At 59.3% G+C, this 14,332-nt stretch carries 14 protein-coding genes; all 14 read right to left on the reverse strand.

Annotated elements, in window-relative coordinates; translation table 11 throughout:
* Positions 1 to 140 precede the first annotated feature (140 nt).
* Positions 141 to 1,367, reverse strand: a complete 1,227-nt coding sequence (locus SELSP_RS06255) for an HD domain-containing protein (RefSeq protein WP_006192232.1) — start codon at positions 1,365 to 1,367, stop codon at positions 141 to 143.
* Between the two features lie 34 nt (positions 1,368 to 1,401).
* Positions 1,402 to 2,325: a homoserine kinase gene (gene thrB / locus SELSP_RS06260; protein WP_006192229.1), complete on the reverse strand. Its 924-nt coding sequence runs from the start codon at positions 2,323 to 2,325 to the stop codon at positions 1,402 to 1,404.
* Positions 2,319 to 3,641, reverse strand: coding sequence for a homoserine dehydrogenase (locus tag SELSP_RS06265; protein ID WP_006192227.1), 1,323 nt, complete (start codon positions 3,639 to 3,641; stop codon positions 2,319 to 2,321). Before SELSP_RS06265 ends, thrB begins: the two co-directional genes overlap by 7 nt.
* Positions 3,638 to 4,111, reverse strand: coding sequence for an ACT domain-containing protein (locus SELSP_RS06270; protein ID WP_006192226.1), 474 nt, complete (start codon positions 4,109 to 4,111; stop codon positions 3,638 to 3,640). Before SELSP_RS06270 ends, SELSP_RS06265 begins: the two co-directional genes overlap by 4 nt.
* A gap of 111 nt (positions 4,112 to 4,222) precedes the next feature.
* A complete protein-coding gene (gene plsY, locus SELSP_RS06275) occupies positions 4,223 to 4,813 on the reverse strand; it encodes a glycerol-3-phosphate 1-O-acyltransferase PlsY (RefSeq protein WP_006192224.1) in 591 nt (196 codons plus the stop codon).
* On the reverse strand, positions 4,810 to 6,138 hold the full coding sequence (gene der, locus SELSP_RS06280) for a ribosome biogenesis GTPase Der (RefSeq protein ID WP_006192223.1): 1,329 nt from the start codon (positions 6,136 to 6,138) through the stop codon (positions 4,810 to 4,812). The genes plsY and der overlap by 4 nt, the downstream gene beginning before the upstream one ends.
* Positions 6,135 to 7,547, reverse strand: coding sequence for a DUF512 domain-containing protein (locus SELSP_RS06285; RefSeq protein ID WP_006192221.1), 1,413 nt, complete (start codon positions 7,545 to 7,547; stop codon positions 6,135 to 6,137). Before SELSP_RS06285 ends, der begins: the two co-directional genes overlap by 4 nt.
* Before the next feature lie 110 nt (positions 7,548 to 7,657).
* Positions 7,658 to 8,779: a 30S ribosomal protein S1 gene (gene rpsA / locus SELSP_RS06290; RefSeq protein WP_006192219.1), complete on the reverse strand. Its 1,122-nt coding sequence runs from the start codon at positions 8,777 to 8,779 to the stop codon at positions 7,658 to 7,660.
* A complete protein-coding gene (gene ispH / locus SELSP_RS06295) occupies positions 8,776 to 9,606 on the reverse strand; it encodes a 4-hydroxy-3-methylbut-2-enyl diphosphate reductase (RefSeq protein ID WP_006192218.1) in 831 nt (276 codons plus the stop codon). Before ispH ends, rpsA begins: the two co-directional genes overlap by 4 nt.
* Positions 9,607 to 9,689: 83 nt before the next feature.
* Positions 9,690 to 10,295: a lysophospholipid acyltransferase family protein gene (locus SELSP_RS06300; protein ID WP_006192216.1), complete on the reverse strand. Its 606-nt coding sequence runs from the start codon at positions 10,293 to 10,295 to the stop codon at positions 9,690 to 9,692.
* Complete coding sequence (gene cmk, locus SELSP_RS06305) at positions 10,292 to 10,957, reverse strand: (d)CMP kinase (RefSeq protein ID WP_006192215.1); 666 nt, start codon at positions 10,955 to 10,957, stop codon at positions 10,292 to 10,294. Before cmk ends, SELSP_RS06300 begins: the two co-directional genes overlap by 4 nt.
* 8 nt (positions 10,958 to 10,965) lie before the next feature.
* Entirely contained in the window at positions 10,966 to 12,270 is a 1,305-nt protein-coding gene (aroA, locus tag SELSP_RS06310) for a 3-phosphoshikimate 1-carboxyvinyltransferase (protein ID WP_174261611.1), read from the reverse strand.
* 27 nt (positions 12,271 to 12,297) lie between these two features.
* Positions 12,298 to 13,560 carry a BaiN/RdsA family NAD(P)/FAD-dependent oxidoreductase gene (locus tag SELSP_RS06315; protein WP_006192213.1) on the reverse strand — a complete coding sequence of 421 codons (1,263 nt, stop codon included), beginning with the start codon at positions 13,558 to 13,560 and terminating at the stop codon, positions 12,298 to 12,300.
* On the reverse strand, positions 13,557 to 14,285 hold the full coding sequence (locus SELSP_RS06320) for a pseudouridine synthase (RefSeq protein ID WP_006192212.1): 729 nt from the start codon (positions 14,283 to 14,285) through the stop codon (positions 13,557 to 13,559). Before SELSP_RS06320 ends, SELSP_RS06315 begins: the two co-directional genes overlap by 4 nt.
* Positions 14,286 to 14,332 lie beyond the last annotated feature (47 nt).

The raw sequence follows: 14,332 nt of genomic DNA on the forward strand, positions 1-14,332 counted from the left end.
GAACCCCTCCCTTTTCCTTCTTCCCTTATCGGACAGAACTATTATAAGGAATTTTTTCGCGCTTGTAAAGGAGACGCCCGCATTCATGCCGACTCAGACCTCAGACAAATCCATTTCAAAAGCGCACTTCATAGCAGACCTCATGTTGGAAGCAGCTGCGCCAAGCGTCGCACCCTTTCTTCACGCAGCCATTTCCCCACGTCCGCGCCGCGAAGTTCGGGCGGCGCCTCCGTACCGCGCACTTGAAGCATTTTCCGCAACAGCTCTTCCCCATGCACCAAATGGTACGGCAAAGTGCCATGGTCGGCGCAGATGATACGACGAAAATCGGCGAAGGAAAGCCCCGATTTTTCGACCGCAAGCAAAAGATCGGCAATCTTTCCCGTCTTTTTCAAAAGCGGTGCACGCATGTGCTCCTTGATGACGAAGTACGCCGCCATAAGCCACGATTTTGGCAAGGTCATGCGCTTGTTCCACGCATCGAGTACGAGGAGTCCGCGCTGCTCGTGCCCGTAATGATGCGGCAGCATTTCCTCGGGAGTCTTCCCTTTGCCGATGTCGTGCACGAGAGCGGCAAAGCGCGCTTCGATCGTCTGCGTCTTTCGCGCTACGACATCGACGATCTGCATCGTATGGCAGTAGGCGTCGCCCTCGGGATGATACTGGGGCGGCTGGGTCTTTCCCTTCAGGGCGAAGATTTCCGGGAACACCGATTCCAAGAGGCTCGCGTGCGCAAGAGCTTCAAAAAAAAGCGAGGGCTGCGGCGCGGCAAGCGCACGCGAAAGCTCGTGCACAATGCGCTCTGTCGGTTCTTCCTCAAGCTCTGTCGCACAATCCGCCATCAGTGTCCGCGTGCCATCTTCGATGACAAATCCCAGTTCCGCCGCTTGACGCGCTGCACGAAGAGCCCGCACGGGGTCTTCGGAAAAATGATGCGACGTCGCGCGAATCACGCAATGCGCAAGGTCACTCCGTCCACTGTAGGGATCGATGAGTTCCATCGCGGGCAGACGATAAGCCATGCTGTTGATGCGCGTATCGCGGCGAAAGAGATCGTCTTCGATCGTGACTTCCGCCCCAAAATCTACGGCAAAGCCGCGATAGCCATGCCCCGATTTCCTCTCGCGACGCGCGAAGGAAACTTCCGAGCGTACGCCGTCGATTTCTACGAGATAGACAGGAAAGGCGTGACCGATGAGAGAAGCTGCAGGGAAAAGCTCTGCGAAAGCCTCCCTTTCCAGCCCCGTGATGACGAAGTCCTTATCCCGCGGCGTTGCGCCTCTAAGATGATCGCGCACCCAGCCGCCGACGAGGTAGACCGTACCTCCCGCCCCTTCCACTGCCTTGACGAACTCCTCCTCACGCATACACGACTCCTTCACCTTCGACACATTTCCTGCGTCAGCGATGTTTCAAAATTCTCGCACCATGCGCATCAAGAGAAAGCTGCAGTGCGTGTGCCTCGATTTCATGCTCTCTAAAGGCTTCAACCATCGCCTGTCCCACCGACTCTTCATTCTCCAGCGTATAGGCGATGAGGCACGGCCCCGCGCCGCTGAGGCTTGCGCCGAGCGCACCTGCCCGGCATGCGGCACGAAAGACGTCCTTCATGCCGGGGATGAGCTTTTCTCTGTACGGCTGGTGCAGGGCATCGGCGAAGGCGTTGCGCAAAAAACGCGGCTGTCCCTTCGTCAAAGCAGCGACAAGAAGCGCCGCACGGCTAACGTTGAAAACGGCATCCTTCATCTTCACCTGCTCGGGCAGAACACTTCTGGCAAGCCGCGTCGAAAGCGGAAACTCCGGCACGGCGACGACGAGCTTCAACGGCATGCGAGGCATCAAAGAGAAGCATTCGACCCTGCCGCGCGTGACGACGCTGATCGTGAAGCCGCCAAAAATGGCGGGCGCCACATTATCGGGATGACCTTCGATGTTCGTCGCCATCTGCAGGAGCTCGCGCCTGGAAAAGCGGTTGCCTAAGAGGGCGTTCGCCGCCTTGAGTCCTGCAACGATCGCCGCCGCACTGCTGCCAAGACCGCGCGATAAGGGGATGTGGTTCGTCATGCGGATATGGAAGCCCTTGACCTCATCTTCCCGGTGCGCGCGCTTCAAGATCGTGCGGATGGCGCGAAGGACAATGTTGCGCTCATCAGCGGGGATATTGGCCGCACCCTCTCCCTCGATTTCGATGACGAGCCCCTCTTCCCCTTTCAGCGTAAGCTCCAGATCGTTATAGATCGTACAGGCGACCCCTATGGCGTCGAAGCCAGGCCCGCAGTTCGCACTCGTACCCGGCACGCGAACGCGGATCGTTCGATTCAGCATGCGCCGTCCTCCTGCGGATTTTCCACGCGGATGATGCTGCGAATCTCACTGACGACAGCAAGCTTCTCAAGATCCGCCGCCGCCTCCTGCATCTTCCTGTGCTTGACGACATGCGTGACCGCGACGATTTCCGCACGTTCCTTATATCGTCTCGTCTGAATGACGGATTTCAGACTGACCTTGTGGTTGCCGAATGCCGTCGCAATGGCAGCGAGAACGCCCGGCTCATCATCGACAAGAAGGCGCACATAGTAGGACGCTTTCGTTTCCTCCACGGGGCAAAGCGATTTGTGCGCATAGCATGTGCAGTGCAGTCGCCCGAACGTATCGAGCTGCATGTCGCGCGCGATGTCGATGACGTCGGCGACGACGGCTGAAGCCGTCGGCAAAGAGCCTGCACCGCGTCCGTAGAACATCGCCTCGCCGATGGCGTTGCCGCGCACGAAGATCGCGTTGTAGACGTCGTTGACGGAGGCGAGCGGATGCGCCTTCGGCAGGAATACGGGGTGCACGCGCACATCGACGCCCGCCTCTCCGCAGTCACGCCCGATGGCCAGAAGCTTCACGACATAGCCGAGAGCCTTTGCGTACTCAATGTCCTCGGGCGTGACCTTCGTGATTCCCTCGACGGAGACATCCTCGAAGCGGATGCGCGTATTGAATGCGATGGACGCGAGGATTGCAATCTTGCGCGCTGCGTCGAGACCCTCGACGTCAGCCGCAGGATTCGCCTCGGCATAGCCCTTCGCCTGAGCCTCCTTGAGCACGCTGTCGTAGTCTGAGCCGTTCTCTGCCATCTGCGAGAGCATGTAGTTCGTCGTGCCGTTGATGATGCCCATGATTTCCGTGACGCGATTCGCCGTCAGGCACTGCTTCAGCGGCATGACGATGGGAATGCCGCCGCCGACGCTCGCTTCAAAGTGGAAGTCCACGCCGTATTTTTCCATCGCCTCGAACATGTCCTTGCCGAACTGCGCCACGACGTCCTTATTTGCCGTCACGACGTTCTTGCCCTTCTCCATCGCGACCAGCATGTACTCGCGCGCCGGATGGATGCCGCCAAGAAGTTCGATGACGATGTCGATTTCCTCATCGTTTAGGATTTCATCCACATTCTCGGTCAGATGCAGCCCCTCCATATAGGGGCGCTCTTTCTTCGCGTCGCGCACGAGCACGGACTTCAGCGTGAGCTTCACGCCCGCCTTCGCCGTGATCTCGCGCTCGTTCTCGCGAAGCACGCGCACGACGCCCGTGCCGACCGTGCCGAAGCCCAGCATGCCGATCTTGATCTCTTTCATCTCTTCACCTTTCATCATGCCTGTCCGAGGACTTCGAGACGCTTCACGCCGTCCACCATGCGCAGCTTGTCGAGAAGCGCTTCAAGATCCACCGAGAGGTTCGCCGTCTCAATGGAAACCGTCGCATTCGCCACACCCTGCAGGGGGATGCCCTGATTGATCGTCAGAACGCTGCCCGAATCCGCCGAGATCGTATTGAGCACGCTCGAAAGGACGCCCTTCTTATGCTCCAAGAGGAGCGTCAGCGAGATGATCTTGTTGCGGCTCGCTTCATAGAAAGGAAAGACATAATCCTTGTACTTGTAATAAGCGCTGCGGCTCAATCCCATACTGTCGACCGCCTCGTTGATCGTGCGTGCGTCACCGCGCTTAAGCATCTCCTTCACGCGGATTGTCTTCTTGATCGCCTCGGGCAAGATCTGCTCCTGCACGAGGAAGAATCCACTCTGCGCCTTCTGTTCCGTGTTTTCTTTGCGTTCTCTTGGCATAAAAATTCCTCCTGCCGCATAAATTCCACGCTTGGAATTATACCATTGTCCAACACTATTGTACAGTCCCTATAGACATTTTGCGAGAAAAGAATTCTCAAATACTCCCTCTCAACGATGCCCCGCCTTGATCTTGCTCTCCGTGCCATTCAAGAGGCGCGTGATGTTCGTATGGTGACGCACGATGACGAGAACGGCGGCGAGGACGCCAAAGACCGTGTATTCCGTTGGGCAGCCGAAGAAGAATGCGAGCACGGGCACGAGCGCCGCGCCGACGATGGAGCCGAGCGAAACGTAGCGCGTGACGAGCACGATGACGAGCCACGCGAAGAAGACGACGCCCGTCACCGCCGGCATGAGCATCGCTATGACGCCCAGCCCCGTAGCGACGCCCTTGCCTCCCTTGAAGCGCAAAAAGACGGACGCCGAGTGTCCGAGAATAGCGGCGATGCCGCCCAAGACCATGGAAAGCGGCGTGCCGACGAGAAGCATGGCGATATAGACGGCGAGGAATCCCTTGAGGAAATCGAGCGCGAAGACGAGCGCTCCCGGCCCCTTGCCCAGCGTGCGGTAAACATTCGTCGCGCCGATGTTGCAGCTGCCATATTCGCGGATGTCAATGTGCCAGATGGCGCGGCAAAGAAGCAGACCGTTCGGCACAGAACCCAGAAGGTAGGCGATGATGCAGGCGAAAAGCGTCATATCTCTTCCTCCTCCCTGCCGCGCACGATGAGGCGCAGCGGCGTCCCCTCGAAGCCGAAGCTCTCGCGCAGCTTGTTCTCAATGTAGCGCAGATACGAGAAGTGCATGAGCTCAGGCTCGTTCACAAAAACGATAAACTTCGGCGGACGGATGTCCGCCTGCGTCATGTAGCGGATCTTGAGCTGCTTACCCTTGTGCGCGGGCGGCGGATTCACGGCGATCATATCGCGCACGAGGTCGTTCAGGATGCTCGTCTTGACGCGCATCGACGCCTGATCCGCCACATACTTGACGAGATCGGTGACGCGCGCGACGCGCTGGTGCGTGAGAGCCGAAGTATAAAGGACGGGTGCGTACTGCAGGAAGCCGAGTTCTATGCGCAGTTCATCCGTGAAGCGCAGCGTAGACTTTTCATCCTTGTTTTCGTAGATGTCCCACTTGTTCACGATGAGCACGACCGCCTTGCCCGATTCATGGGCATAGCCCGCGATCTTCTTGTCCTGCTCGGTGATGCCCGCCGTGGCGTCGAGCACGACGAGCACGACGTCGGCGCGGTCGACGGCGCGAAGCGCTCGCATGACGCTGTAGCGCTCGATCGGCGCATCGATCTTTCCCTTGCGGCGCATGCCCGCCGTGTCAATGAGAATGAACTTCGTGTCCTCCGCCATAAAGTGCGTGTCGATGGCGTCGCGCGTCGTGCCCGCGACGTCGCTGACAATGACGCGCTCCTCACCCAAGAGTGCATTAACGAGCGAGGACTTGCCGACGTTCGGACGGCCGATGACGGCGATGCTGATCTCATCCGACTCTTTCTCCTCCTCTGCCCCTTCGGGAAAGAGCGCCACGAGAGCATCAAGCAGATCGCCGAGGTTCATGGCGTTCGTCGCAGAAATCGGCACGGGATCGCCAAGGCCGAGGTTGTAGAACTCGTAGACGTCCGACTCCTGCTTTGGCGAATCAATCTTGTTCACGGCCAAGAGCACGGGCTTCTTCGTCGTGCGCAACATCTTGCCGACTTCCTCATCGGCAAGCGTCAAACCTGCGCGACCGTCAACGAGAAAGAGGATGACGTCCGCCTCCTCCATGGCGATCTGCGCCTGCTGGCGCATCGAGCGCAGGATGACATCGCTCGTATCGAGTTCGATGCCTCCCGTATCGATCATCGTGAATTCCTTGCCGAGCCATTCGGCATCAAGGTAGATGCGGTCGCGCGTGACGCCCGGCAGATCATCGACGATGGACACGCGCTTCCTGCCCAATTTATTGAAGAGCGTGGACTTGCCCACGTTCGGACGTCCCACGATCGCTACGATCGGCTTGCTCATTCCATCCTCTCCTTTTCCTCTTTCCTCGGTTTCGTATACGCCGCGTTGCTCTGCCACATATACGAGGCCTCATCATCCGACGCCCCTCGATAATGCGCCCAATCAAGAAGGGCGCGCGCGAGATCGCCGCCGCCCTGCGCCGTCTCGACGCGAAGGTGCGGCACGGCGCTGCGAAATGCATCGAGCGTCATATCATCGAGCAGAACGTTCTCGCCCGTGCGCAGGGCGCACTCAGGCAGGAGAACGCCCTGCGGCGCATCGGCAATCTCTCGCAGTGCGCGCAGCATGTCCTCACCCGTCAGAAGTCCCGAAACATTGACCGTCCTGCCAAAGTAATCGTTTTCTACGCCGAGACAACGAACGCGAAGCCCTGGTACAGAAAGCCCAGCCACAAGCTCCTCGAAAAGCGGTGCGACAGACGTGCCCGAGAGGATCACGAGATGCAGCGGCTCTTCATATCCCTCGGGCGCAGGCAGCTTCTGCAAGGTATTTTTCCATTCCTCGATGAAGCTTCGCGCAAGCCCAATGCCGTTGTCGAGCTGCGGGAAACCATCGTATTCCTCCACAGGCGGCACGGGAAGGCCCGCGAGAAAGTAGAATTCATCGCCCAAGTAGACGAAACTATTGCCCGTCTCCTCTCGCGCACGCCGCTGCCATGATGCAATCTGGTGAATGACGGCGGCCGCACCCTTGCGGTCAAACATCTGCAGCGGATAGCATCCCTCGCGAAAGCGCGTGAGCCCGACGGGCACGACGGCGAGCGACAGCGCGTGCGGTCGCCTGGCCATCAATTCCTCCACCGTGCGGTCAAGCTCCCTGCCATCGTTGAGTCCTGGGCAAAGCACGACCTGCGTATGGTACTCGACATCCGCCGCCTCCAAGCGATCGAGATGGTTTGCAATCTCGGCCGCCCGCCGCGTGTTGAGCATGGCGGCGCGCAGATCGGGATTCATCGCATGGACGGAAACGAAGAGCGGCGACAGGTGATAGCGTTCGATCCGCTGGAAATCCTTTTCGCGCATATTCGTCAGCGTGACGAAGTTGCCATAGAGGAACGACATGCGATAATCGTCATCCTTGACCGACAGACTCTTTCTCATGCCAGGCGGCACCTGATCGACGAAGCAGAAGTAACAGCGGTTGCCGCACGATCGTATACCATCGAACACGGCGGAGGCGAACTCTGCGCCAAGTTCTTCATCATAGTCCTTGTCGAAGGCAAGCAATTCCTGCTCACCGTCTGCATGTTCGACGAGAAGCTCGATCTCCTCTTCGGCGAAAGCAAAGCTCAGATCGATGATGTCGCGCAGTTCCTGCCCATTGACGGCAAGGATCTTGTCTCCCGCTGCAAGCTCCAATTCTTCCGCCAAGCTTCCCGGCGCTACGCGTATGATTTCCCCTGACAACATGCTGTTCCTCTGACTTTCCCCGGGGACATGCCCCGCTCTGATGAATAAGGGAGTGATGAATATTCATCACTCCCCGACTTCTTACTTATTCAGCTATGAGGCTTGATCCTTCAGTCCTCGCCGCCCTCTTCGTGGGTGACAGGCTCGTCCTTGTAGTAGGAAACGTCCGAAACCTCGGCATCCCGCTGTGCCCTCGTGATGGAGAGCGAAATGCGCTTGCGCTTCATGTCGATGTGCAGGATCTTGACCTTCACGATGTCGCCGAGCTGCACAGCCTCGTCGGCACGCGCAATGCGGCGGTCAGCAAGCTCGCCCATCGGAATCAGGCCATCGAAGCCCGGCTCAATCTCCATGAAGGCACCGAAATCCGTGAGCTTGATGATCTTGCCCTTGATGTGCGTTCCCTCTGCATAGCGCTCCGCCTTGTCGAGCCACGGATCGCGCATCGTGTCCTTGACGGAAAGCGAGATACGCTTCGTCTCGGGATCGAAGTTCTTCACATAGACGTCGACCTCATCGCCGACGGAAAGAACGTCGGACGGCTGCTTCACGCGATGCCATGCGAGATCCGAGATATGCGCAAGTCCGTCTACGCCGCCGATGTCGATGAAGGCGCCGTACTCGACGAGACGCTTGACCGTACCGCGGATGATCTGCCCGACTTCAAGCTTCGAGAAGACCTCTTCCTGCTTCTTCTCGCGCTCTTCCTCCAGGAGGCTGCGGCGCGAAAGAACGAGGCGCTGCTTGCGGATGTCGATCTCGATCGGCAGGGCTTCCACCGTCTGCCCGACGTAGATGGAAAGATCCTTGACGAAGTGAAGCTCCATCTGCGACGCGGGAATGAAACCGCGCAGACCGCTGACAGACGCGACGAGACCGCCCTTGACGACCTGCGTAATCTGCGCCTGAACCGTCTGGCCGTCCTCTTTCAGCGCCTCGATCTCTTTCCATGCGACCATACGGTCGGCACGAACCTTGGAAACCGTAGCGCCATTCTCGCCGCCGAGACTCACGACGAAGACCTCGATCTCGTCGTCGACCTTCACGACATCCTTAGCGGAATCCGGCTCAGGCGAGGCAAGCTCCCTCTTCGAGATGGGGATGTCCGCCTTGAGACCAGCGATATTGACATAAGCCTGACCATCGTCGACAGCGACGACCGTAGCCTTGACGACATCGTGTTCCCTTACCTCCTGCATGGACTCCTCTTCAGCCTCAAGCAAACTCTTCATGTCCTGTTCTTGCACTTTTGATATACCTCCTTGATAATCCAGTCCGGAGTTGAAGCCCCGGCTGTAATACCAATTTTTTTGATTTTATCAAACCATTCGTCCTGCAGCTCCGCCACAGTCTCGATATGATAGGTTTGGCATTCCTTGGCGCACAACTGCGCGAGGCGCGTCGTGTTCGCACTGTTCTTGCCGCCGATGACGAGCATCAGATCCACTTGCCGCGCAAGCTTGATCGCTGCCTCCTGACGCTGATCCGTAGCCGTGCAGATCGTACGGACGATGCGCACGTCGTTCGACTTGTCCAGCAGATGGAGTACGATCTCCTTGAACTTCGCACCGGAAAACGTCGTCTGCGCGACGATGCCCAAGCGCGCACATGGTGCGACAGCTTCGGCTCCCTCGACGGAATCCACGATGACGGCATCGCCGCCTGCCCATTCGAAGATGCTCCTGACCTCCGGATGAAGCTTCTCCCCTACGATAACGACAGAATACCCTTCTTGAAAAAGCTCATGCGCCGTGGACTGTGCCTTCTTCACATGCGGACACGTCGCATCGACGAGAGAAAGCCCTCGCTCCTTCGCTTCATCATAGACGAGGGGACCAACCCCATGCGAGCGTATGATGACCGTCCCTTTCTCCATATCGGGCAAGGCATTGACCATGCCGACGCCCTCCTCCGCCAGACGCGAAACCATCTGAGGATTGTGGATGATGGGACCGAGCGTGCAGGAAGTTCCGTCGGGTGCGGCCTGTTCGCGCGCAAGTTTAATCGCACGCTTCACGCCATAGCAGAAGCCAAGGGATTCTGCCAGAAATACTTCCATATATCTACCACCAAATATCCAATGTATCGCAGAAAGGCAGTTTCTCCCTATTTCTGCAATCTACGCTATATTATAGCATAAAATCAATCACTTATGCTATCATTTTTTATCATTGCGTAAATTTCATCCATTATTTTTTGCGAAAAATCCTGCAGCGCCTGCTTATCCTGCTTTTCTCCTTGGAACATCAAGGGTTTTCCATAAATGACGCGAAGCTTCGGCAGGAAGCCGCCATTGGCAAAAACATGGTCGGTGCCAATGATGGCGGCGGGCACGACGGGAGCTTTTGCCATGGCCGCGAGCAGCGCGACGCCCGGCTCCGCCTTCTTCCTCTCTCCGTGGCGGCTGCGCGTTCCCTGCGGGAAAACACCGAGGCAGCGTCCTTTCTTGAGTTCGGCGAGAGCCGCCTTGATCGCGCCCCTATCCGCTGCACCGCGCTTGACGGGAAACGAGTGACAACTCCTCAAGATGTAGTCCGCGATAAAATTGAAGAAAAGTTCCTGTTTCGCCATGTAGCTGACGGGACGCGCGAGAAACGTCGCCAAGAGCGGCGGATCCCAGTTGCTCATGTGATTCGCCGCCAAGATCACAGGCCCTTCGTTCGGCATATTTTCCCTGCCCTCGATCTTGGCGCGAAAAACAATGGAAAAGAACATGGCAAAAGTGATTTTCAACAGAGCGTAAATCATTTGCCGCACCTTTCTACGATAGCACGCACGACGGCGGCGATATCCATGCCTGTCGTATCGAGCAGGTCTGCATCCGGCGCCTGCACGAGCGGCGAGATCTCGCGCTCGCTGTCCGCCTTGTCGCGCCGTGCGATGTCCGCTTCAAGCTCTGCGAGCGTCATGACGTAGCCCTTTTCCTGCATCTCCTTCCAGCGGCGTTTTGCACGCTCCGCCAAGGAGGCCGTGAGGAAAATCTTCACGTCAGCGTTCGGCAGAACATGCGTGGCGATGTCCCTGCCATCCATGAGCACGCCGCCCGCGTCTGCCATGCGCCTTTGCTGCTCGACCATCTTCTCGCGCACGGGCCCCAGGCGCGCCACTTGCGATACGACGGCGCTGATCGCAGGCGTGCGGATTTCGTTCGTAACCTCTTCACCGTCGACGAATACCTGCGTCCGCTTCCCATCATAGCGCAGACTGACCGCGATATCGGCGACGGCTGTGAGAATCTTCTCATCTGTCAGAGGCTCCCCTGCCTTGAGTGCCTTCCACGCGACGGCGCGGTACATCGCGCCCGTGTCGATGTAAGTGTAGCCGAGTTCCTTCGCAGCGAGCTGAGCGACCGTGCTCTTGCCCGCGCCCGCCGGCCCGTCGATCGCCACCACGAGTTTCTTTGCCATCATCTTTCCCCCTATTGCACAAGTCCATCCAATGTCTGATAAAAGGATGGATATGAGATATTGACGCAGGATGGCGCATCGAGCGTCACGCCCTCTCCTACGGCGCCTGCCACGGCGAGCGACATCGCCATGCGATGATCGTCGTAGGTGCGGCAGGAAGCTGGCGAAAGCGTGCGCCCGCCATGGATGACCATGCCGTCCTCCTTCGCCTCGACAGCCCCCGGGGCGAAACGATTGAGTTCTGCCGTCACCGCTGCAAGGCGGTCGGTCTCCTTGACGCGCAGTTCCGCCGCGCCTGAAATCACGGTGTCGCCGTCTGCAAAGAGAGCCGCGACAGCGAGGATCGGGATCTCGTCGATGAGGCGCGGAATGATCTCGCCGCCAAATGATGCTCCGCGAAGAGCCGCCGACCGCACGCGGATGTCAGCGAGCGCCTCACCGCCGCTTTCACGCTCGCTGCAAATCGTGATATTCGCACCCATGTCGGACAATACATCGAGAATACCCGTGCGCGTCGGATTGACGCCTACATCCTGCAGGATGATGTCGCTTCCCTCAATCAGAGACGCTGCAACGAGCCAGTACGCGGCAGAGCTGATGTCGCCGGGCACACAGATTTCCTCGGGCGCAAACAGTTCGTCGGCCGGCTCGATCGTCACCTTTGTCCCCTCGCGCTCAATCCTTGCACCGAAGGCGCTGAGCATACGTTCCGTATGGTCGCGCGAAAGTGCCGGCTCCGTCAGACAAGTCGCTCTTTCCGCATAAAGACCCGCAAGAAGCACCGCCGACTTCACCTGTGCGCTCGCGACGGGACTTTCATAGTCCATCGCGCGAAGCGATCCCTCATGCGGCAGTACGGCGAGCGGCAGGAAACGATCCGAACCGCGCCCCCGAATCGCAGCCCCCATGCGTGTGAGCGGTTCGACGACACGCCCCATGGGGCGACGCGAGAGCGATGCGTCGCCCGTAAGCGCCGAGAAAAACGGCTGCGCCGCAAGAATCCCCAGCAGAAGACGCAGCGTCGTGCCGGAATTTCCCGCATCGAGGACGCCCTGCGGCTCTTTCAAGCCATGCAGGCCGACGCCCGTGACGAGGAGGGAACCGTCCGCCTGCCGCTCGACGCCTGCGCCGAGCGCCCTCATGCACGCCGCTGTCGAAAGACAGTCCGCCGCTTCGAGGAAGTTTCGGACGTGTACCTGCCCCTTCGCTATGGCGGAAAACATCACGCTGCGATGTGAAACGGACTTGTCTCCGGGCACGCGGATCTTCCCCGTCAGCCCCCTCTTTGCCGGACGGATTTCTTTTCCTTCAGCCATATACATCTTCCCCTCAAAATCATGCTTTCAAATTTCTGCCTCTCCCGCACGAGCGGCGCTCCAGCGTCCCGCTGCCGCCCCCATGGAAAATGCTGCCTGCAAGTTGTATCCGCCCGTGAAGCCGTCGACGTCGACGACCTCGCCGGCAAGGTAAAGCCCCGGCACAAGCTTTGATTCCATCGTCTTGGGATCGATCTCCTTCGTCGAGACGCCGCCCGCCGTCACGATGGCCTCGGCGAGAGGCCGCGTCTTCTCAATCGTGAGCACGAGATGCTTGATCACCTCGGAGATTCTCATGCGCTCTTCGCGACGCAAGTCGTGCACGGGCTTTTCGGGAGACAAATACGCCGCATCGAGCACGGGCGCGATGAGTTTCCCGGGCAAAAGATCGCGCATACCATTCTTCAGCGCCTTGTTCCGGTATTTTTCAAAGTCGCGCTGCACTCGCGCCGCAAAGACTTCAGGCGTCAGGGCGGGCTTCAAGTCGAGCACAAGCTCCACGAATTTCCCCGCCGCAAGCGCCTGCGCCGCCATGCGGCTCAAAGACAGAACGATGGGCCCTGTCACGCCGAAGTGCGTGAACATCATCTCGCCGAACTCCTCGCCGATTCTCCTGCCGTCGGCGAGAAGCGTCACGCGCACGTTGCGCAGGGACAGCCCCTGCGCCTCTTTGACCCAGTCCTCCTCCGTGACAAGCGGCACGAGCGACGGCAAGACATCCGTGATCGTATGCCCCAACGCGCGCGCCATTGCATAGCCGTCGCCCGACGATCCTGTGCCCGGGTATGACGCGCCGCCCACCGCCAGAACGACAGCGTCGGCACGCATCTTCGCGCCGCTCGCGAGCACGACGCCCGCCGCATGTCCCTCTTCCACGAGGATCTCAGCGACGCGCGCCTCCGTCTCGATCTTCACGCCAAGCTCATGAAGGTGCCGGACGAGTGCCTCGACCGCATCGGCGGCGCGGTCGCTGACGGGAAAGACGCGCCCGCCGCGCTCCACTTTCGTCTCCACGCCAAGTTCTCGGAAAAAGTCCCGCACATCCTCGTTGTCAAAGGCGTGCAGGGCGCTGTAGAGAAAAGAACCGTTGCCCGGAATATTCTTGACGATCTCGGCGACGGGCGCAACATTCGTGATATTGCAGCGCCCCTTTCCCGTGATCATCATCTTGCGGCCGAGCTGCTTCATCTTCTCCAAAAGGAGCACGGAAGCGCCTGCTTCCGCCGCCTTGGCCGCCGCCATAAAACCCGCAGGTCCCGCGCCGACGACGAGGACGCGCCGCGCACTCATCGCTCTTCTGCGAGACGATAGAGCGCCTCGACCTCCGCCTTCGTCAGCGGGCGCGAAGCGCCGCGCTTGACGCCGTCCAGCGTGAGCTGCGCAAAGCGCGTGCGCTTCAGGGCGCGCACGTCGCATCCCACGGCTTCGAACATACGGCGCACCTGACGATTCCTGCCCTCGTGCAGCGTGACTTCGACATCGCTGAGCCCCTTTTCCGTCACGCCGTAGACGCGCACCTCCGCCGGCGCCGTCATGCCGTCCGCAAGCTCGATGCCGCTTCGGAGCTTCTTCAGAGCCTCGGGCGTAAGCTCGCCCGCCACCTTCGCACGGTACGTCTTGTGCACGAGAAAGCGCGGATGAAGAAGAGCCTGCGTCAGCGTGCCGTCATTCGTCAGAAGAATCAGCCCTTCCGTATTCTGGTCAAGCCTACCCACCGGATAGACGCGCACGTTCTTCACGGGCAGGAGGTCGAGCACCGTGCGCCTGCCGCGCTCGTCGGAAACGGTCGAAACGCAGCCCTTGGGCTTGTTCAGCAAGAAGTAGACGAGACGCTCCTCTGCTGGAATCCGTTTGCCGTCCACCTCGATGCGTGCGGTTGACGCATCCGCCTTCGTTCCCGGCTCACGCACCACCGCGCCGTCTACCGTCACGCGCCCCGCCGCAATGAGTTCCTCCGCCTTGCGGCGTGACGCCACGCCCGCGCGGCTGATGATTTTTTGCAATCGTTCTTCCATACTTCACCCTTACCCGTAAACTCTTATTGGACGCATCCGACGCGCAC

The sequence above is a fragment of the Selenomonas sputigena ATCC 35185 genome (assembly GCF_000208405.1).
In the GTDB taxonomy this organism is placed as follows: Bacteria; Bacillota; Negativicutes; order Selenomonadales; family Selenomonadaceae; genus Selenomonas; species Selenomonas sputigena.